Consider the following 19,207-nt stretch of genomic DNA (forward strand, 5'->3'; position numbering starts at 1 on the left):
GACATGAATAGGCTCCCCCGGCACGCTGCTGTCGCCGTTTTCCTGGCATTTGCCTTTGCGTATTTCATCTCGACGCTGTTGCGAGCTGTCATGGCCACACTCTCGCCGTCACTCAGCAGTGAGTTCGGCTTGCAGGCGCGCGATCTGGGGTTGCTGGCAGGTGGTTACTTCATCGGTTTCGCCATCACGCAACTCCCTTTGGGGGCATGGCTGGATCGTTACGGTCCGACGAAAGTCGTTCTGGCATTTCTAACCATGGCCGTTGCGGGTTGCGCGGCTTTTGCCATGTCGAGCGGCTTCGTTTCGTTGCTGGGCTCGCGTGTTTTGATCGGCATGGGTGTCAGCGCTTGCCTGATGGCGCCACTCACCGGTTACCGACGCTGGTTCGACGCCGGAACGCAAATGCGTGCCACGTCATGGATGTTGATGACGGGCTCGCTCGGCATGCTCGCGTCCACGCTGCCGATGCAGTGGCTTATTCCTCACGTGGGCTGGAGAGTCCCGTTCTGGGGGTTGGCGGCCATGGTGGTGCTGTCCATGGTCGTGATCGCCAAGGTGGCACCTAAGTGGATGGTGCCAGCACCGAGTTCAGCTAAAGGGGGCTTTCCGGTGCGGGCGCCCCGAAGGAAGGGTTGCTGTCAGGTTACCGCCCAATATGGCGTCATCCGTATTTCCGGCATGTCATGGTCCTGGGCTTCGTCAACAATGGTGCCATGGTGGCCATTCAAACGCTGTGGGCTGGGCCATGGCTTACGCAAGTAGCCGGCGCTTCGCCTCTGGAAGCGGCCAGGGGCTTGTTCAGCATCAATCTGGCCATGCTGTGCACATTCTGGGCTTGGGGCTGGGTGATGCCTTGGCTGACGCGGCGAGGTATTGGGGTAGATCAACTGGTGGCAAGGGGGCAGCCACTGGGCTTCGTCTTGCTTCTCACCATCATCTTTCTCGGACCGGCGGCAGGGGATTGGGCTTTCGCTCTGTTGGCGCTGTACTGCATGAGTCTGACCTCAGCTTCCATGGCGCAGGCTTCCATCGGCATGCGCTTCGAGGCTAGCGTCGCGGGGCGTGCCATGTCCTTATTTAACCTGGTGATATTTCTTGGCGTGTTTGTCATGCAATGGGGCATTGGGCTTTTAGTGGACCTGTTCCGTTTGATGGGCTGGACCGAAGTGGCAGCGTTTCGGGGGGCAATGGGGATCCTTTTGGTCGCCACTGTGGCAGCGTATACCCACTTCATGTGCACACGAGCCGCCTCTTCAGCAGATTCTCGAGCCGCCTCCCCAGGCGCCTTGCGCGGATAATCCTTTCTCATGAACCAAGCGCGATTTACTGTCCTGTTCCATGGTCGCTGGCGGCGTCCAGGTGTCCTATGAACGGCATCCTGCTGATCGCGCACGGGCCACTGGCCCATGCCTTGCGCCAATGTGCGCTTCATGTTTTTCCAGAAGCCGCCCCGGATATTGCTGCCCTGGATGTGCATCCCAACACCCCCCTGATGAAACTCTGGCCGCTGCTCGCGCGGTATTGAGCCAGATGCGACACGTTGACACATTGGTTCTGACCGATGTTTTTGGAGCCACGCCCAGTAACGTTGCACAACGTCTCACCGAAGGCGAGGCTGGCATGCGTCTGCTGGCGGGAGTCAACCTGCCCATGCTGCTGCGCGCCGTGTGCTACCGCCACGAGTCGCTGGACGCGCTGGTGGCGCGTGCGCTGGCCGGTGGCACGCAGGGAATCATGGCGGTGGCCACGACGGCACCTCAGAATCAGACCCGAAGAGCAACGAATGATCAAGAACGATACGACCATCAGCAATAAACTCGGCCTGCATGCACGCGCTTCAGCCAAACTGACCAAGCTGGCAGGCAGTTTCCCGTGCGAGGTGTGGATGTCCAAGGGCGAGCGTCGCGTCAATGCCAAGAGCATCATGGGTGTGATGATGCTGGCTGCAGGCATCGGCAGTGTCGTGACGATCGAGACTGATGGCGAGCTGGAGCAGGAGGCCATGGACGCCCTGCTTGCGATGATCGCCGATAAGTTTGGAGAGGGAGAATAAGTCCTATGCTGGGATCCTGCGCATGACATTTGCCGTCCATGGACTCGCGGTCGCCCGGGGTGTTGCCATCGGGCGTGCGGTGTTGGTGGCCTCCAGTCGTATGGAGGTCACACACTACTTCATCCAGCCCACACAAGTGGCCAGTGAGCTCCAGCGCCTGGGCAGGGCGCGTGACGCCGTGGCCGAGGAACTTGTGCGCCTGCAAACGGAGATTCCCAAGGACGCGCCGCACGAGTTGGCCGCACTCCTTAATGTGCACCTGATGTTGCTGCAAGACGAAACGCTGAGCGCCGGCGTGCACCAGTGGATCAAGGATCGCCTCTACAACGCCGAATGGGCGCTGACCACCCAGCTCGACATCATCTCCCGCCAGTTTGACGAAATGGAGGACCCGTACCTTCGCGAGCGCAAGGCTGATCTGGAGCAAGTCGTCGAGCGTGTGCTGCGTTACATGAAAGGCGCCGCTCAGCCAGTCGCGGCGCCCCCGCCCCGGGCACCTCGCCAGCAGGACCTGCTGCTCGACGATACGCTGGACGTGCCCCTGGTGCTGGTGGCGCACGACTTGTCACCAGCCGACATGCTGCAGTTCAAGAAAAGCCTGTTCGCCGGCTTCGTGACGGATCTAGGCGGCAAGACCAGCCATATGGCCATTGTGGCACGCAGCATGGACATCCCCGCTGTCGTGGGTGCGCGCTCGGTCAGCAATCTCGTGCGCCAGGATGACTGGGTCATCATTGACGGCGACGCTGGCGTCGTGATCGTCGACCCCTCCTCGATCATGCTGGCCGAATACGGATTCAAGCAGCGGCAAGGCGAACTCGAACGTGGGCGACTGGCGCGCCTGAAGGACACCCCTTCCATCACGCTGGACGGCCAGAAGGTGGAGCTTCTGGTCAATATTGAACAGCCTGAGGATGCAGTTGCCGCGTTGGCTGTGGGTGCTGTCGGCGTGGGCCTGTTCAGAAGCGAGTTCCTGTTCATGGGGCGCCAAGGCCGGCTACCCGACGAAGAGGAGCAGTACCAGGCCTACAGACGAGCCGTGGAAGGTATGCGCGGCCTGCCGGTGACCATCCGCACCATTGATATTGGTGCCGACAAGCCGCTTGAAAGCCGCCACGAGGCAGCGCACCTCAATCCCGCACTGGGGCTCAGGGCCATTCGCTGGAGCTTGTCGGAGCCGGCGATGTTTCTTACGCAGTTGCGTGCGATCTTGCGGGCGGCGGTGCACGGCCAGGTGCATATGCTGATCCCCATGCTGACGCATGCCAGTGAGATTCGCCAGACGTTGGAGCTGATCGACAAAGCTAGCGAGCAGCTCGATCAACGTGGTCTGGCGCATGGACCTGTGAAGATCGGTGCCATGATCGAGGTACCTGCGGCGGCCCTGAGTGTGCCGCTGTTTCTGAAATACTTTGATTTCCTGTCCATCGGAACCAACGACCTGATCCAGTACACCTTGGCAATTGACCGCGCCGATGAAGCGGTGGCCCACCTGTACGACCAGATGCATCCCGCCGTTTTGCGACTGGTGGCTGACACCATTGCCGCCTGCAACGACCATGGCCGCTCTGTAAGCGTATGCGGCGAAATGGCAGGCGACCCCAGCATGACCCGGCTGTTGCTGGGCTTGGGGCTGCGCAGTTTTTCCATGCACCCTTCGCAGATACTCTCCGTCAAGCAAGAGATTCTGCGCGCAGACGCCAGCAAGTTGCAAGCTTGGGCGCAGGCGGTGCTGGAGAGCGAGGAGCCAGCGGCGTTGCTGCAGGCCGAATGAGCGCTCGCATCTGAATCAGGTTCACGACGGGCTGAGTGCCGCAGTCCGCCAGTTCCTTGCCTGGCTCACGATGAAGTCAATGAGTGTCCGTGTTGCCATGGTTTGGTAATGCCCGGGCATGCGCAGGAGAAACATCCGCGTTCCGAACACGCTCAGCCGCCAGTCGTTTAGCCCCGTGACGACCTGACCATCCGAGACATCCTGGCTGATCACGTAGTCAGGCACCAAGCCTACACCCAGGCCGGCGAGAATCGCTTCGCGCAGGAACTGAAAGTTTTCCGAAGCCAGGGAGGGACGCAGGTTCAGTTCGCGGCGCAGTTCATGCTGATACGCTGAAATCCGCAGTTCCCTTCCGGATACCGCGGACGTAATCAGAGGAACCTGGCTCAGATCCTCCAGAGACTTGGGCATGGGATTTGAGCGTGCGTAATCGGTAGATGCGCAGATCGCATAGCGAACCGGAGCCAGTTCAATGGCCACCATTTGCTGCGGTGGCTCGTTCATCACTCGAACGGCAACATCCACCTCTTCCCGCAGCAGATCGTCGACCCGGTTGTCAAAGAGAAGCTCGAGCGCAATGCCCGGGTACAAGCGTTTGAATTCAATCAGCCAACTGGACATCACCATTTGCCCAAAGCCCGTTGGCATGCTCAAGCGTACGGACCCATGCAAAGACCGGCCAAATGCCGCCACGGATTCACGTGCGGCCAATACTTCGTCGCGTACCACCTTGCCATGCTGGTAGATCCGCTCACCGACTTCCGTCAGTTCAACACGCCTGGTCGTCCTTCGCATCAGCTGCTGGCCGAGGGACTTTTCGAGTTGCCTCAGGTGGTAGCTGATATTCGCCCGACTCATCTTCAGATGGCGTGCGGCCGCGCTCAGATTGCCAGCCTCGACGATATCGACAAAAAGCACAAGCGCGTTGGAGTCCATCAGACTATGTGTCAAAAAATACTTGACGTATTGTTCATGATTTTTGTAATTGTCAAGGTGAATCGATGAATTGACAATGCTGCAACTCTTTAGGAATTGCCATGCCGTTGGACCAAGACACTTTTCAACTTCTCAAAGAAAGCGTTCATCGTTTCGTTCGCGACCGCCTGATGCCAGCGGAAGACCATGTGGAAGAGCACGACGAAGTGCCCGCAGACATCATCGATGACATGAAAGAGCTCGGGCTCTTCGGCATCTCGATCCCGGAGGAATTCGGTGGGATTGGGCTCAGCATGGAGCAGGAGTGCGAAGTCGCCTTTGAACTGGGGCACACGGCGCTGGCGTTCCGGTCCATGGTGGGCACCAACATCGGCATTGGCTCACAAGGCATTCTGATGGACGGCACCCCGGCGCAGAAGGCTGAGTACCTTCCGCGCATTGCCAGTGGAGAACTGATCGTTTCCTTTGCACTGACTGAGCCAGACGCGGGTTCGGATGCTGCGTCCCTCAAAACCAAAGGGGTGCGCGACGGCAACGACTATCTCCTGAGCGGCACCAAGCGGTTCATTACCAATGCCACGCGCGCTGGCGCTTTCACTTTGATGGCCCGCACAGAAGGGCCTGGCGCAGGAGGCATCACGGCGTTCATCGTGCCGGCCGATCTTCCAGGCCTTTCGCTAGGCAAGCCCGACAAGAAAATGGGCCAACGAGGCACGAAGACATGCGACGTCAACCTTGAAAACGTGAGGGTGCCGGCCGCAAACATCATTGGGGGAGAGCCTGGCAAGGGGTTCAAGACCGCCATGAAAGTGCTGGACCGAGGGCGCCTTCACGTTTCAGCCCTGGCGTGCGGAATGGCCAGCCGCATCCTGCGGGAAAGCATTGCCTACGCACAGCAACGAAAGCAGTTTGGCCAGCGCATCGGAGATTTTCAGTTGGTGCAGGCGATGCTGGCGGACAGCCAGGCAGAAATGCTGGCGGGCTGGGCGCTGGTTCAGGGGGTGGCCAAGCGCTACGACGCCAAGCCTTTTGCCACGCCTGATCCAGAAGTCAGCATGCAAGCATCTTGCGCCAAGATGTTCACCACGGAAATGGTCGGCCGCGTGGCCGACCGCGGAGTGCAGATACATGGTGGCTCAGGCTACATGAATGAGTACAAAGTGGAACGCTTCTATCGCGACGTTCGTCTGCTCAGACTCTACGAGGGCACCACGCAGATCCAGCAAATGGTCATTGGCAAGCACCTCATGAAGTCGGCTTGAGTGCGTTTTCCCGGTCGCTTGTGAGCAGATTTGCTTGGTCGGCGAGGGGGCATTTTTTCGGGTTTGCCTTGCTTGATTCCGTCCGGCGTAAGATGACTTTATAGCCAGATCAGCAGGTGCTGGAATTTCGAGCCATGCGCGTGATGTTCGTTCATCTGCGCGCCAAGGTTCGGCTTGCCGATGTGCTGCTCTTCAAAGTTTCGCGATAAGGAGTACCAACGCCATGCAACCCCTGCTCACCAATCGCCGCCAGGCGCTTCGCGTGTTGACTGCCGGAGTGGCCGGCTCGCTTGCGTTGCCGGGCTGGGTTCTGGCCAAGTCAGATCCCCTGGTGGTCGAGGTCTGGAAAGATCCCAACTGTGGCTGTTGCCACGACTGGATCTTGCACATGGAGCAGCATGGTTTCAAGGTCAAGGTGCACGATACGGGCAACAATGCCGTACGTGCCCGCCTCGGCTTGCCAGCCAAATATGGTTCATGCCACACCGCATTGGTAGGAGGCTACCTGGTCGAGGGCCATGTGCCGGCAGCAGACGTCAAGCGCCTGCTACGCGAAAAGCCACAAGGCCTGGGTGTCGCGGTGCCTGGCATGCCTATTGGTTCTCCCGGCATGGACGGCCCCGCCTATGGGGGCAGGCGCGACAGCTACGACACCCTCTTGGTGCTGCGCGATGGTAGCAGCCGCGTGTTTCAGAGTCACCGCTCGTTTAGCTAGCGCGCTGAAGCAGCGGGGAAAGGGCGTATTCATACGCCCTTTCTGTTAGCTAACTTTTAGAAAGCAAGTTCCTTGTCCACATCCTGCGTCTTGCGACGAGCCATGGCCAGGTTGGAGCGGCTCTTGTCAAGAACGAAGTAAAGGAAAACGCCTTCCTTGCGCGAAGAGGGGCGGATGATGTGATACTGCTTGCCCAGCGTGATCAGGATGTCATCGATCACGTCGTTGAGGCCCAGGGCACGCATGGTTTTAGTCTTGGAGCGAACCACTTCCGTGTTGCCTGCTGCTGCCACCTCCAGGTCCACGCCTGTTCCAATCGAACCGAGCATCATGCCGCTGGTGGAGTCCACCACTGCCGCGCACATGGCGCCATCCAGGGTCATCAATTCTTCTAGCGTTTGCTTGATATTGGCCATATTCTTCCTTTTGGACCTGTTTTGAGAAATGGGTGCGTGAAAATTCTTTCAACCGCTGTGACACACCACCAGCACGAGCGGAGGATAGAAAGCACACAAGTGCTTGAAACTCGGTTGGACTCGAGAAGGCTTGATCAAAGCCCTTCCACCAAGGTCGCGAGTTGTCGTGTCTGCTGTTGCCACTGGGCCCAGTCCGTGACTGCGTGGGTGCCTGTCAATGCCAGCAGCAGCATGCCCTTGCCACACGGCAACATCGTCAGTCGTCCTTTGGCGTGCACCATGATCGATGCACGTAGATCTCCCAATCTCTCGAACTGGGGGGCCAGTCTGTTGTGCAGCCGCCAGTAGTCGCTGGCCGCTTCGGCGAAGGTCTGCAGATCTTCTATATGGCCTGCGTGATGCCAGACCATTCCAGCGTCGATCTCTACCAGGGCGCAACCATCTACCCCGGGCGCTTGGGCCATTTCATTGATGGCGTTTCGGAGCAGCGTTTCTTTCATGCGGCCGCCAAAGCCCGGGCGAACTGAGTGACTTGATAGGCCACCTGACCCAGGATCGCGTCCTGACCTGCGATTACGCTGACAACCAAATCTGCGTCTGGTCGATAGACGCTGTGGACAACCGTGAATCCTTCTTCTGTGTCGATGGTTACGCTTCGGCTACGGCCCAGATGGGCCTCTTGGGAAACCACGGCACTGATGGCAAAAATTGAACTAGCCATGGCGGCCACGCGATTGGCATCGCCTTTCCTCATGGCAGAGGCGACGTCAAACCCATCTACCGTGGCGACCACAATGGCAACGACCCCAGAGATCTCTTGCATGAGGCGCTCGGCTTCTTGTTGCGCCCATGCCTTGGTGTCGGACGACAGTGCGAATGGTTCTTTCAATTTTGTGCTCCGTACAGACTGGCTTCGAGCTGCGTGAGCAGCGTATCTATCAGCAGGACGACGTCGCCACGCTGGCGAACGTCAACTTCCAGCACCGGCAACACCAGGTCGTGCCGTGCCATCTCTTCCAGGTAATCATCCAGCCCAGGTGCAGGATGTTCCGCCAGCCTGCCTACTCCCACCACGCAGGGCAGTTGCCTGAGTTCTTCCTCGAAGCCATCCAGATAGACGCGCAGGTCGGCCAGCGGGTCAGGCCGGGAGTTGTCGACCAGAATGATCAGGCCCAGCGCGCCTTTCACCAGGATCTTCCAGAGGAAGTCGAAGCGGGTTTGGCCAGGCGTGCCGAACAGCCGGACTCTGTCTCCGCTGGGAAGTGTCAGTTGTCCAAAGTCCAGTCCTACCGTGGTGTGGCTCTTGCTGTGGGACGCATCGGTGTTCACCACGTCGGTGACGACGGGTGGTGTCTCGCTGACGGAAGCGATCGCCGTGGTCTTGCCGGCGCCCATAGTGCCTGTGAAAAGGATTTTGTACTCGGTCATTGCGTATGCTGAACTACAGTCCGAGCCGCTTACGCAGTCCAGAGATCAGGCCTTGGGTCAAGCCGGTTTTGGTTCTCGAGGCGGACTCTTTGCCGAGCATGGGTGGCCGCATGCCCCCGGCGGTGTGAGCGGCAGGTTCCGGCGGAGCGGGTGTGAGCAGGCTAGAGGCCTGCAACACCTGCATGAAGACCAGACACCGTTGGGGGTCGAAGCCGGTAAGGGCCACCAAGTCGCGAGCATTGAGTGCGCGTCGTGACAGAAGGGTTGCCATGCGGATGCGTGCGGGATCCTTCCGCAGGATCATCTGGTGCGGCCAGCGCTCCAGTCGATAGCGGGGAGCGCTTTCGGGGGGAAGGGATGGCGGTTCGCGAGGGGGCTCGGGAGTGGGTTCTGGGGTTGCTGCGGGCGCTAGCGCGAGCTCTGGTGCATGGGGCGTAACCGGCGCACTTGCGGACAAGCTTTCTTCAACCTCGTCCAGCCAACTGCGCAGCTTGTGAGCGCTCAGTGGACGAGACAGCACGTCAGCATCGTCGAGGCCACGGGCAAGACGCAGCATGTGCTTCGCTGGCATGCGTTCCTGGAAAACGTTGGCAGTGTGTAGCGACGATGCATCAACCAGAAGAGCGTCGTAGGGCGAAGTCTCAGCGTAGGCCCACTTGCATTTCCCGTTGTGACCATACAGACGCAGCAGCATACGAACCAACTCCGCCTCTGTCGGAGCAAGTGCGTGGGTGCCAAGCTTCAGTGTTCTCATGGGCATCGAAGAGTGCGGTCGAAATGGTTAGCTGTAACAAATGTATGTTGACGATGAATTGTAGTAGACAAATGGTTAGACAAATGTTTGAGGGCGGCATTTTCGGGACTTTGTCACGAACAAGACGCATTGAGAACGAGGTTTCGCGCGGGGGGGGGCGCGGTCAACTGCCGGATCCAGGTTCAACAGTGTGAAACCTGTCTTCCGGTACTTCTATGGTGTTCGCAGCTAGCGAGGGCACGATGCGCCCGATCGCACTGTCCGCGGGTGTGCCCGGCGGAGCTGCTCGTTTGTGCGGAAATAGGGATCTGCCGTCGACTGACGTCGCACCGGTGCCCCAAGTTGCGAGCTTTTTTTGGGTGGGCGCTGAATCGACGTCGGCTCTTGCGCTAGGGATGCCCTGCATAACCCTCGCGAGTCGGTGGTAGTGCGGATCGGGATGAGGCGCAAGGCGTCTTTTTGCAGCCAATAGCCCAGCTATTGGCAAGAAAAGCAACGCAGCGGATCGCCCGAGGCCGTGCTGCCACAGACCGCAGGGAGTTATGCAGGGCATCCCTAGTCCGCGGTGGGGCTTGGGGCCGCCAGGCGGAAGCTTCCTGGCGGGTTCACTCTCGATCTATGGGCTTAGTGGTGCCGGGCCATCGTGATGCACGCCTGCCGCCTGCGCCTGCTTGTCCGCGTGGTAACTTGAGCGCACCATTGCACCCACGGCGGCGTGGGTGAAGCCCATTTTGTAGGCCTCGGCCTCGAACATCTTGAAAACGTCGGGGTGCACGTAGCGCTGCACAGGGATGTGTGCAGACGAAGGTGCCAGGTATTGCCCTATGGTGAGCATTTCCACGCCGTGCGCGCGCAAGTCGCGCATCACTTCCAGAATTTCTTCGTCGGTCTCGCCCAATCCCACCATCAGCCCGCTTTTGGTTGGGACGTTAGGGTGCAGCGCCTTGAATTTTTTCAGAAGGTTGAGCGAGAACGCGTAGTCGCTACCTGGCCGCGCCTGCTTGTAAAGGCGAGGCACGGTCTCCAGGTTGTGGTTCATCACATCGGGCGGGGCTTCCTTCAAGATATTCAGGGCGCGGTCGTCGCGTCCCCGAAAATCTGGCGTGAGGATCTCGATCTGCGTGGCCGGAGATTTTTCGCGTGTGGCGCGAATGCAGTCGACAAAATGCTGGCTGCCGCCGTCACGCAGGTCGTCGCGGTCCACGCTTGTAATGACCACATACTTCAGCTTCAGCTGCGCGATGGTGTTTGCCAGGTTCAGCGGTTCATTTGGATCCAGCGGGTCAGGGCGGCCATGGCCCACGTCACAGAATGGGCAGCGGCGTGTGCATTTGTCGCCCATGATCATGAAGGTGGCCGTGCCGTGGCCGAAGCACTCACCTATGTTGGGGCAACTGGCTTCTTCGCACACCGTCACCAGATTGTTCTTGCGCAGGATGTCTTTGATTTCGTAGAAGCGCGTGCTTGCGCTGCCTGCTTTTACGCGAATCCATTCGGGCTTTTTTAGAGCCGGGCCATCGCTTTGCACCTTGATCGGAATGCGCGCAAGCTTGGCCCCGGCTTTTTGCTTGGCTGTGGCGTCGTAGGTGGCGGCCGATTGCGCTTCACGCACGACGGGTGCGTTCGGGCCGAGAGGAGGGGTGGACATGAAGCTTGGTTCCTTCTACATCGCCAGCAGGCGGGAAAGCTGGGCCGACAACTCACGGGCTGCTTCCTCCCACGTGGCGGAAACGCCAATTGTAGAAAGGTCGACGGTTCTCAGTCCTGCGTAGCCGCAAGGGTTGATGCGAGAAAAGGGTTCCAGGTCCATGGCGACGTTCAATGCCAGTCCGTGGTAGGCACGGTGGCTGGCTACCTTGATTCCGAGCGCGGCTATCTTGCCGAGGCCTGTGAAATCAGGTTGCAGAACGGGGGAGCCGGGCGCCCGCTGCTGTGGGCGTTGGGGCAGCATCGCATGGCTGAAAGGGTCATCCAGTCGCACGTAAATTCCCGGAGCGCCCGCCACGCGGTGTCCTGTGACGCCAAAATGTGAAAGCGTCCGGATGGTGGCTTCTTCCAGCTTGTGAACATATTCCTTGACGAAGATTCCGCGTGCCTTCAGATCAATCAAGGGGTATGCGACCACTTGCCCCGGGCCATGGTAGGTTACCTGGCCCCCGCGATTGGTAGGAACCACGGGAATCTTGCCTGGAGCGAACACGTGCTCAGGCCGGCCCGCCAGGCCCAGCGTGAACACGCCAGGATGCTCACAAATCCAGAGCTGTTCTGCGCCGGTTTCTCTCCCCTCTGCGCTGAATGCTTTCATGGCTTCGTATGTGGGCGCGTACTCGACCCGTCCCAGAAGTTGGATGTCCACTATATGTCCAGTGCTTCACAGCACCCACTTGACCAACGGGTGCGTCGTGAGCGTGCGGTAAAGTTCGTCGAGTTGCTCGCGGCTGGTCGCGGTGACCGTGACCGTGACCCCCAGATACTTGCCGCCACCACTTTCACGTAACTCAATTCCGGCAGCATCGAAGTTCGGATCAAACCGTTTTGCGATGTGCGTGATCGCATGCACAAAACCGTTTTCATTCACACCCACCACCTTGATCGGGAACGCACTCGGATACTCGATGAGTGATTCGCGCGCCTGCGGAGTGAGCTTCATGCCGTCGCCCTTGGAGGCGTCAAGGGCGGGCGACTGTGTTGTCTCGCTGCGTTTGTCGTCGGAGGTGTCGGGTTGTGGCATGAGTTCTTTCGTATCGAGTGAGTGCCTGGTGATGCCTGTCATACTTGGGCGCCATGATCGTCAGGCCGGAGTCGCCTTGGCGAAAACCGGTGCTGTTGTGAGAATAGCAGTCAAAAGGCACGCAAAAAAGCAAGCAAGAAGGCCAGTGTTGACGTTGGCGGCGCGGCATCTGAACCACAGTTTGTGTGTCCAGTAGCGTAGAACGCAGCCGTTCGATTCGTTTGAGCTTCGGATTAACCCTATAATAAGAGGCTTTGCAGTCGCAGATGGCGGTTGCCGTTAACTGCTCGAAAGCCGAGACGGTAGTCATCGCACTTGGCAATCGCCTATTTTTGGGCAACGCCAATGTCTGATGATGAAATAGATGATGCCTCTGAAGAGGGTTTCAAGCCCCTGAGTGCCGAAGAGGCGCGGAGGTGGCGTGAAGTGCATAGGCCGTTGTCGCCTTGGCCGGTGGTCTGGGTGCAGGCAGTGGTGGGGGTTCTTGCTGCGGTTGTGGCTTGGCTGCTATCGGGAGGGCTGGAGCCCGTAGTATGGTCCGCGGCCTATGGTGCTTTGGCGGCGTGGGTTCCGGCGGTGCTATTTGCCCGTATGGTCGCGCGCCGCATGAAAGTGCAGGCCAACGCCGGCAGTGCCTTAATGGCGCTGATGGTGTGGGAGGGTATCAAGATTGTGCTGACCTTGGCGCTGCTGTTGGCGGCTCCGAAGGTTCTGGCGCAGGTGCATTGGCTGGCTTTGCTGGCTGGGTTTGTGGTAACGATCAAAGCCGCGTGGGCGGCGTTGTGGCTGATGTCGGTGAAACGCCGGTCAGCTGTGTCGATAAATTGACCTTTGAACAACTGAAAACGTATGGCTGCTGAAGGCGTTGCGCAAGGACAGACTGCTGGAGAATATATCCAGCACCACCTGCATCACTTGCAGAAAAATTTCTCGTTTGAATCGGTCTCGCAGAAGTCCATCATCGACTTCAGCTTGTTCAATGCTGATTCAGTGTTCTGGTCTGTGCTGCTCGGCGTGCTGGGTTGTTGGATGCTCTGGCTTGGTGCCCGCAAGGCCACGTCCGGTGTTCCTGGGCGCTTCCAGGCGGCCATCGAGATCCTCTCTGAAATGGTCGAGAATCAGGCCAAGGGCGTGATCCACAACGCCAAGAGCCGCAAGCTGGTGTCGCCGCTCGCGCTCACGGTGTTCTTCTGGATTTTCCTGATGAACGCCATGGACCTGTTGCCCGTGGATTTGCTTCCGGTGGCTTACCAGATGGCCGTCGGAGATTCCCATGCCTATCAGCGCGTGGTGCCTACGGCTGACCTCTCCACCACGCTGGGCCTGGCAGTGAGCGTGTTGCTGATCTGCCTGTTCTACAACCTCAAGATCAAGGGTCTGGGCGGTTGGTCGCACGAACTCGTCACGGCTCCTTTCGGCGCTCATCCAGCGTTGTGGCCAGTCAACCTGCTGATGCAGATCATTGAATATGTCGCCAAGACCGTCTCGCACGGCATGCGACTGTTCGGCAACATGTTTGCCGGCGAACTCGTCTTCATGCTGATCGCCCTGATGGGTGGTGTATGGGCCTGGCAATTCAACCCCCTCACGGGTGGTTTCTGGCTGGGTGTTGGGCACGTGATTGCCGGGTCTGTGTGGGCTATCTTCCACATCCTGATCATTACGCTGCAGGCGTTCATCTTCATGATGCTGACGCTGATCTATGTGGGTCAGGCGCATGACGCTCACTGAGCTTCCACAGAGCTTCGTTACTTGAGTTTCGTAATTTAATTTCCTTTCCTTTAACTACCCTTTCTTTCTCTAGGAGCAATCATGGAAAACATTCTCGGCCTCGTCGCTTTGGCTTGTGGTTTGATCGTTGGTCTGGGCGCTATCGGCGCTTCCATCGGCATCGCGCTGATGGGCGGTAAATTCCTCGAAGCTTCGGCTCGTCAGCCAGAACTGATGAACGAACTCCAAACCAAAATGTTCGTTTTGGCCGGTCTGATCGACGCCGCTTTCCTGATCGGTGTTGCTATTGCCCTGTTGTTCGCTTTCGCCAACCCCTTCACCCTGGCTTAAGCGGCGAAACCTTTCGAGACTGAAAGGAGTCGAACCGTGAATATCAACGCGACCCTGTTCCTGCAGGCCGTTGTCTTCGCGATCCTGGTTTGGTTCACGATGAAATTCGTGTGGCCGCCGATCACGAAGGCACTCGACGAGCGGGCTCAGAAAATCGCCGACGGCCTCGCTGCCGCCGATAAGGCTAAAACTGAACTTGCCGCCGCCAACACGCGTGTAGAGCAAGAGTTGGCCATTTCGCGCAACGAGACCTCGGCCCGCTTGGCTGATGCCGAGCGCCGTGCGCAACAGATCATCGAGGAAGCCAAGGTGCGTGCCACCGAGGAAGCCGACAAGATTGTTGCCGCTGCACAGGCTGAAGCCGAGCAGCAAGTGGTGCGTGCCCGTGAGGCCCTGCGTGAGCAGGTTGCCGCATTGGCTGTCAAAGGCGCCGAGCAGATCCTCCGCAAGGAAGTCAATCCGACGGTGCATGCGGACCTGCTGTCCCGCCTGAAGACCGAGCTCTGATCAATCAGGGCTCGCCCAAAGGAAAACGTCTATGGCAGAACTCGCCACCATTGCAAGACCCTACGCCGAAGCACTGTTCCAGGTGTCGCGCGCCGACCTGGCCGCGACGCAATCCTGGCTCGATGGGCTGGCGGGCGCGGCGGCCAGCGATGAGCTGCTGCAGTTCGCCGCTGATCCGCGTGTCGACGCCAACCAGGTGTTTGAAGTCGTCACCAGCGTGCTGAAGAGCCCGTTACCCGATCAGGGTGCGAACTTCCTGCGTGCCGTGATCGAAAACGGCCGCCTTGTCGCGCTGCCCGAAGTGGCGCGCCGGTTCCGCGAACTCGCCAACGAGGTCAGCGGTAGTTCGGACGCTCTGATTCAGAGTGCGTTTCCGATCAACGACAGCGAACTGCGCGAACTGGTTGCGACGCTCGAAAAGCGATTTGGCCGGAAGCTCCAAGCTGAAGTGCAGATCGTTCCGGCGCTCATCGGCGGCGTGCGCGTGACGGTGGGTGACGAGGTGCTGGACACCTCGGTAAAAGCCCGCCTCGAACAAATGAAGATGGCTCTGACCGCCTGATCTCAGCATCAGGCGCCAGGCCCCTCGATACAACCCTTTAGGACAAGGAAAGAGTCATGCAACTCAATCCCGCAGAAATTTCAGAACTGATCAAGAGCCGCATCGAGGGCCTGGGTGGCAGCGCCGATGTGCGCAACCAGGGCACCGTGGTCTCGGTGACCGACGGCATCGTGCGCGTCCATGGCCTCTCCGATGCCATGCAGGGCGAAATGCTGGAGTTCCCGGCGACTGCCAGCGGCGAACCCACTTTCGGCCTGGCCCTGAACCTCGAGCGCGACTCCGTCGGCGCCGTGATTTTGGGTGAGTACGAACACATCTCCGAAGGCGACACCGTCAAGTGCACGGGTCGCATTCTGGAAGTGCCGGTCGGTCCCGAGTTGATCGGTCGCGTGGTGAACGCGCTCGGCCAGCCTATCGACGGCAAAGGCCCCATCAACGCCAAAATGACCGACGTGATCGAGAAGGTCGCGCCCGGCGTGATCGCGCGTCAGTCGGTGAGCCAGCCTGTGCAGACCGGCCTGAAGTCGATCGACTCCATGGTGCCAATCGGTCGTGGTCAGCGCGAATTGATCATCGGTGACCGCCAGACCGGTAAAACCGCTGTGGCGATCGACGCGATCATCAACCAAAAAGGCCAGAACATGGTCTGCGTGTACGTCGCCATCGGTCAGAAGGCGTCGAGCATCAAGAACGTGGTGCGTGCGCTGGAACAGCACGGCGCCATGGAATACACCATTGTCGTGGCTGCCTCGGCCTCCGAGTCTGCCGCCATGCAGTATGTGTCGGCCTACTCAGGCTGCACCATGGGCGAATATTTCCGTGACCGCGGCGAAGATGCTCTGATCATCTATGACGATCTGTCCAAGCAAGCTGTGGCGTATCGTCAAGTGTCCCTGCTGCTGCGCCGTCCACCAGGCCGCGAAGCCTACCCTGGCGACGTGTTCTATCTGCACTCGCGTTTGCTGGAGCGCGCTGCCCGCGTGAACGCCGACTACGTCGAAGCCTTCACAAAGGGTGAAGTCAAGGGCAAGACTGGTTCGCTCACCGCGCTGCCGATCATTGAAACCCAGGCTGGCGACGTTTCCGCCTTCGTGCCTACCAACGTGATCTCCATCACCGACGGTCAGATCTTCTTGGAAACCAACCTGTTCAACGCAGGCATCCGTCCCGCCATTAACGCGGGTATCTCGGTGTCGCGAGTGGGTGGTGCGGCTCAAACCGACCTGATCAAGAAGCTTTCCGGCGGTATTCGTACCGACTTGGCTCAGTATCGTGAACTGGCTGCTTTCGCGCAGTTCGCGTCTGACCTCGACGCCGCAACCAAGAAGCAGCTCGACCGTGGTGCCCGCGTGACTGAATTGCTCAAGCAAGCTCAGTACAGCCCTCAGCCTATCAGCCTGATGGGCGCCACATTGTTCGCAGTGAACAAAGGCTTCATGGATGACGTGGAAGTCAAGAACATCCTTCGTTTCGAAGCTGGCATGCACAGCTTTCTGAAGGACAAGCACGGCGATCTGCTGAACAAGCTGGAAGCTGGCAAGGCACTCGACAAGGACAAAGAGCTCGAAGCAGCCCTGACGGCAGCCGTCGAGTCCTTCAAGAAGACCTTCGCCTGATCCTTCCTTGAAAGGACCAACGTAATGGCAGTCGGTAAGGAAATTCGCGGCAAGATCAAATCGGTGGAAAACACCAAGAAGATCACCAAAGCCATGGAAATGGTGGCCGCGTCCAAGATGCGTAAGGCGCAAGATCGCATGCGCTCCGCCCGCCCCTACGCCGAGAAAGTGCGCAACATTGCTGCGCACCTCGGCGAGGCCAACCCTGAGTACGTGCACCCCTTCATGAAGATCAACGAGGTCAAGAAGGCCGGCGTGATCGTGGTGACTACGGACAAAGGGCTGTGCGGCGGCATGAACACCAACGTGCTGCGAGCCGTGACCAGCAAACTGCGTGAACTGCAGGGCGATGGCGTGGCCGTAGATGCTGTGGCAATCGGCAATAAGGGTCTCGGTTTTCTGACCCGGATCGGTGCCAGGGTGGTGGCGCAAGCCACTCAACTCGGCGACACGCCCCACCTCGAAAAACTGATCGGTCCAGTGAAGACACTGCTCGACCAGTATGAGAAGGGCGAGTTGAATGCGGTCTACATTGCGTACACCCGCTTCATCAACACCATGAGGCAGGAATCCGTCATCGAGCAGTTGCTGCCGCTGTCGGGTGAAAAGATGCAGGAAGAAACGCGCGCCAGCGGCACGCAGCATTCCTGGGACTACATCTACGAACCGGATGCGCAGAGCGTGATCGACGATCTGTTAGTGCGTTATGTCGAATCGCTGGCTTACCAGGCAGTGGCAGAAAACATGGCGTCCGAGCAGTCGGCCCGAATGGTCGCCATGAAGTCCGCCACCGACAACGCCGGCAACGTGATCAACGAACTCAAGCTGGTCTACAACAAGACCCGCCAGGCGGCGATCACGAAAGAGCTGTCCGAGATCGTTGCGGGCGCCGCAGCCGTCTAACACGGTTCACAACGCATACAAGTTATTGGAGCAAGACAAATGGCTCAAGAGAACATCACTACGAACGCAGGCGTTCAGGGAAAAATCGTCCAATGTATTGGCGCCGTGGTCGACGTGGAATTTCCGCGCGATCGCATGCCCAGGGTCTATGACGCCCTCAAAATGGACGGCACTACTCTGACGCTGGAAGTTCAGCAGCAGTTGGGTGACGGCATTGTGCGTACCATCGCGCTGGGTTCCAGCGACGGTCTGCGTCGCGGCATGATGGTGACCAACACCAATCGCCCGATCACAGTTCCTGTTGGCAAAGCGACGCTGGGCCGGATCATGGACGTGCTGGGTAGCCCCATTGACGAGCGTGGCCCAGTCTCCCAGGAGCAGGTGGCATCCATCCACCGCAAGGCGCCCACCTATGACGAACTCAGCCCTTCGCAAGAATTGCTGGAAACCGGCATCAAGGTGATCGACCTGATCTGCCCCTTCGCCAAAGGCGGCAAGGTGGGTCTGTTCGGTGGTGCTGGCGTCGGCAAGACCGTGAACATGATGGAACTCATCAACAACATCGCCAAGGCTCACTCGGGTCTGTCGGTGTTCGCTGGTGTGGGTGAACGTACTCGTGAGGGTAACGACTTCTATCACGAGATGGCCGAATCCGGCGTGGTGAACCTGGAGAACCTGGGCGAATCGAAAGTGGCCATGGTGTACGGCCAGATGAACGAGCCTCCAGGCAACCGTCTGCGCGTCGCGCTCACGGGCCTGACGATCGCCGAGTCCTTCCGTGACGAAGGCCGCGACGTGCTGTTCTTCGTGGACAACATCTACCGCTACACACTGGCCGGCACTGAAGTGTCCGCTCTGCTGGGCCGTATGCCTTCAGCCGTGGGCTACCAGCCCACGCTGGCCGAAGAAATGGGCCGTCTGCAAGAGCGTATTACGTCCACCAAGGTGGGCTCCATTACCTCTATCCAGGCCGTGTACGTGCCTGCGGATGACTTGACCGATCCGTCACCCGCTACCACGTTTGCTCACTTGGACTCCACTGTGGTGCTCTCGCGTGACATCGCTGCGCTGGGTATTTACCCTGCCGTGGACCCGCTGGACTCCACCAGCCGTCAGCTTGATCCGCTGGTGGTGGGAGAGGAGCACTACGGCGTCGCCCGCCAGGTGCAAGGTACGCTGCAGCGCTACAAGGAACTGCGCGACATCATCGCCATTCTGGGTATGGACGAATTGAGCCCTGAGGATAAACTGGCCGTGGCGCGTGCGCGCAAAATCCAGCGTTTCCTGAGCCAGCCGTTCCACGTGGCGGAGGTGTTCACGGGTTCGCCCGGTAAGTACGTCTCGCTCAAGGACACCATCAAGGGCTTTAAGATGATCGTGAACGGCGAATGCGATCACCTGCCCGAGCAGGCGTTCTACATGGTCGGCACCATCGAAGAAGCCATGGAAAAGGCCAAAAAGGTCTGATTTCGGTTTAGTGTGCGCAGGG

The 19,207-nt window shown here is 59.1% G+C and carries 23 protein-coding genes and 1 pseudogene; 15 read left to right on the plus strand and 9 right to left on the minus strand.

Translation table 11 applies throughout. From position 1 onward, the window contains the following. Positions 1-3 precede the first annotated feature (3 nt). The 5 genes and pseudogenes from AAAK34_RS03420 to ptsP all read left to right on the plus strand — a co-directional run bounded on the left by AAAK34_RS03420 (position 4) and on the right by ptsP (position 3,827). Positions 4-762 (plus strand): MFS transporter, encoded by a 759-nt coding sequence (locus AAAK34_RS03420; protein ID WP_431777751.1) that lies wholly within the window; start codon positions 4-6, stop codon positions 760-762. Next, the gene (locus AAAK34_RS03425; RefSeq protein WP_431777752.1) at positions 714-1,298 is read left to right on the plus strand and encodes a hypothetical protein; all 585 of its coding nucleotides are present in this window, start codon (positions 714-716) and stop codon (positions 1,296-1,298) included. The genes AAAK34_RS03420 and AAAK34_RS03425 overlap by 49 nt, the downstream gene beginning before the upstream one ends. Positions 1,299-1,366: 68 nt before the next feature. Further along, positions 1,367-1,815 (plus strand): annotated as a pseudogene (locus AAAK34_RS03430) (PTS sugar transporter subunit IIA). Then, positions 1,784-2,053: an HPr family phosphocarrier protein gene (locus AAAK34_RS03435; RefSeq protein ID WP_231695466.1), complete on the plus strand. Its 270-nt coding sequence runs from the start codon at positions 1,784-1,786 to the stop codon at positions 2,051-2,053. The pseudogene AAAK34_RS03430 and the gene AAAK34_RS03435 overlap by 32 nt, the downstream one beginning before the upstream one ends. Positions 2,054-2,075: 22 nt before the next feature. After that, the gene (ptsP, locus tag AAAK34_RS03440; protein WP_231695465.1) at positions 2,076-3,827 is read left to right on the plus strand and encodes a phosphoenolpyruvate--protein phosphotransferase; all 1,752 of its coding nucleotides are present in this window, start codon (positions 2,076-2,078) and stop codon (positions 3,825-3,827) included. Between the two features lie 21 nt (positions 3,828-3,848). On the opposite strand, the gene AAAK34_RS03445 is transcribed toward ptsP, so the two are convergent. Continuing rightward, the gene (locus AAAK34_RS03445) at positions 3,849-4,763 is read right to left on the minus strand and encodes a LysR family transcriptional regulator (protein ID WP_231695464.1); all 915 of its coding nucleotides are present in this window, start codon (positions 4,761-4,763) and stop codon (positions 3,849-3,851) included. A 101-nt stretch (positions 4,764-4,864) separates the two neighbouring features. Here AAAK34_RS03445 and AAAK34_RS03450 point away from each other — a divergent pair, with 101 nt between their 5' ends. Together AAAK34_RS03450 and AAAK34_RS03455 are read left to right on the plus strand one after the other, a co-directional pair. Beyond that, positions 4,865-6,025, plus strand: a complete 1,161-nt coding sequence (locus tag AAAK34_RS03450; protein WP_231695463.1) for an acyl-CoA dehydrogenase family protein — start codon at positions 4,865-4,867, stop codon at positions 6,023-6,025. 223 nt (positions 6,026-6,248) lie between these two features. Beyond that, complete coding sequence (locus AAAK34_RS03455; RefSeq protein ID WP_231695462.1) at positions 6,249-6,740, plus strand: DUF411 domain-containing protein; 492 nt, start codon at positions 6,249-6,251, stop codon at positions 6,738-6,740. Between the two features lie 56 nt (positions 6,741-6,796). Here AAAK34_RS03455 and AAAK34_RS03460 read toward each other — a convergent pair whose 3' ends face one another. From AAAK34_RS03460 to AAAK34_RS03495, 8 genes are all read right to left on the minus strand, one after another. After that, positions 6,797-7,156, minus strand: a complete 360-nt coding sequence (locus AAAK34_RS03460; RefSeq protein WP_231695461.1) for a hypothetical protein — start codon at positions 7,154-7,156, stop codon at positions 6,797-6,799. 134 nt (positions 7,157-7,290) lie between these two features. Beyond that, positions 7,291-7,656: a roadblock/LC7 domain-containing protein gene (locus AAAK34_RS03465; RefSeq protein WP_231695460.1), complete on the minus strand. Its 366-nt coding sequence runs from the start codon at positions 7,654-7,656 to the stop codon at positions 7,291-7,293. Next, positions 7,653-8,045 (minus strand): roadblock/LC7 domain-containing protein, encoded by a 393-nt coding sequence (locus AAAK34_RS03470; protein WP_231695459.1) that lies wholly within the window; start codon positions 8,043-8,045, stop codon positions 7,653-7,655. Before AAAK34_RS03470 ends, AAAK34_RS03465 begins: the two co-directional genes overlap by 4 nt. Continuing rightward, positions 8,042-8,584: a GTP-binding protein gene (locus AAAK34_RS03475; protein WP_231695458.1), complete on the minus strand. Its 543-nt coding sequence runs from the start codon at positions 8,582-8,584 to the stop codon at positions 8,042-8,044. Before AAAK34_RS03475 ends, AAAK34_RS03470 begins: the two co-directional genes overlap by 4 nt. Before the next feature lie 13 nt (positions 8,585-8,597). Beyond that, the gene (locus AAAK34_RS03480) at positions 8,598-9,338 is read right to left on the minus strand and encodes a hypothetical protein (protein ID WP_431777753.1); all 741 of its coding nucleotides are present in this window, start codon (positions 9,336-9,338) and stop codon (positions 8,598-8,600) included. A 616-nt stretch (positions 9,339-9,954) separates the two neighbouring features. After that, positions 9,955-10,986 (minus strand): lipoyl synthase, encoded by a 1,032-nt coding sequence (gene lipA, locus AAAK34_RS03485; RefSeq protein WP_231695456.1) that lies wholly within the window; start codon positions 10,984-10,986, stop codon positions 9,955-9,957. 15 nt (positions 10,987-11,001) lie between these two features. Continuing rightward, entirely contained in the window at positions 11,002-11,643 is a 642-nt protein-coding gene (gene lipB / locus AAAK34_RS03490) for a lipoyl(octanoyl) transferase LipB (protein ID WP_231695492.1), read from the minus strand. A 66-nt stretch (positions 11,644-11,709) separates the two neighbouring features. After that, on the minus strand, positions 11,710-11,988 hold the full coding sequence (locus AAAK34_RS03495) for a DUF493 domain-containing protein (RefSeq protein ID WP_231695491.1): 279 nt from the start codon (positions 11,986-11,988) through the stop codon (positions 11,710-11,712). 426 nt (positions 11,989-12,414) lie between these two features. Between AAAK34_RS03495 and AAAK34_RS03500 the strand changes: the two genes are divergently transcribed. The 8 genes from AAAK34_RS03500 (at position 12,415) to atpD (ending at position 19,185) form a co-directional block, all read left to right on the plus strand. After that, positions 12,415-12,897 (plus strand): ATP synthase subunit I, encoded by a 483-nt coding sequence (locus tag AAAK34_RS03500; protein WP_231695455.1) that lies wholly within the window; start codon positions 12,415-12,417, stop codon positions 12,895-12,897. A 21-nt stretch (positions 12,898-12,918) separates the two neighbouring features. Further along, positions 12,919-13,800 carry a F0F1 ATP synthase subunit A gene (atpB, locus tag AAAK34_RS03505; protein WP_231695454.1) on the plus strand — a complete coding sequence of 294 codons (882 nt, stop codon included), beginning with the start codon at positions 12,919-12,921 and terminating at the stop codon, positions 13,798-13,800. 81 nt (positions 13,801-13,881) lie between these two features. After that, positions 13,882-14,130, plus strand: a complete 249-nt coding sequence (atpE, locus tag AAAK34_RS03510) for a F0F1 ATP synthase subunit C (protein ID WP_231695453.1) — start codon at positions 13,882-13,884, stop codon at positions 14,128-14,130. A 36-nt stretch (positions 14,131-14,166) separates the two neighbouring features. Further along, entirely contained in the window at positions 14,167-14,637 is a 471-nt protein-coding gene (locus AAAK34_RS03515) for a F0F1 ATP synthase subunit B (protein WP_231695452.1), read from the plus strand. 31 nt (positions 14,638-14,668) lie between these two features. Beyond that, a complete protein-coding gene (locus AAAK34_RS03520; protein ID WP_231695451.1) occupies positions 14,669-15,199 on the plus strand; it encodes a F0F1 ATP synthase subunit delta in 531 nt (176 codons plus the stop codon). A 56-nt stretch (positions 15,200-15,255) separates the two neighbouring features. Then, a complete protein-coding gene (atpA, locus tag AAAK34_RS03525) occupies positions 15,256-16,815 on the plus strand; it encodes a F0F1 ATP synthase subunit alpha (RefSeq protein WP_231695450.1) in 1,560 nt (519 codons plus the stop codon). Positions 16,816-16,839: 24 nt separating this feature from the next. Then, on the plus strand, positions 16,840-17,718 hold the full coding sequence (atpG, locus tag AAAK34_RS03530) for a F0F1 ATP synthase subunit gamma (protein WP_231695449.1): 879 nt from the start codon (positions 16,840-16,842) through the stop codon (positions 17,716-17,718). Positions 17,719-17,757: 39 nt separating this feature from the next. Next, entirely contained in the window at positions 17,758-19,185 is a 1,428-nt protein-coding gene (atpD, locus tag AAAK34_RS03535; protein WP_231695448.1) for a F0F1 ATP synthase subunit beta, read from the plus strand. The last annotated feature ends 22 nt before the right edge of the window (positions 19,186-19,207 follow it).

This window comes from Ottowia caeni (assembly GCF_050821495.1).
GTDB classification, from domain to species: domain Bacteria; phylum Pseudomonadota; class Gammaproteobacteria; order Burkholderiales; family Burkholderiaceae_C; genus Ottowia; species Ottowia caeni.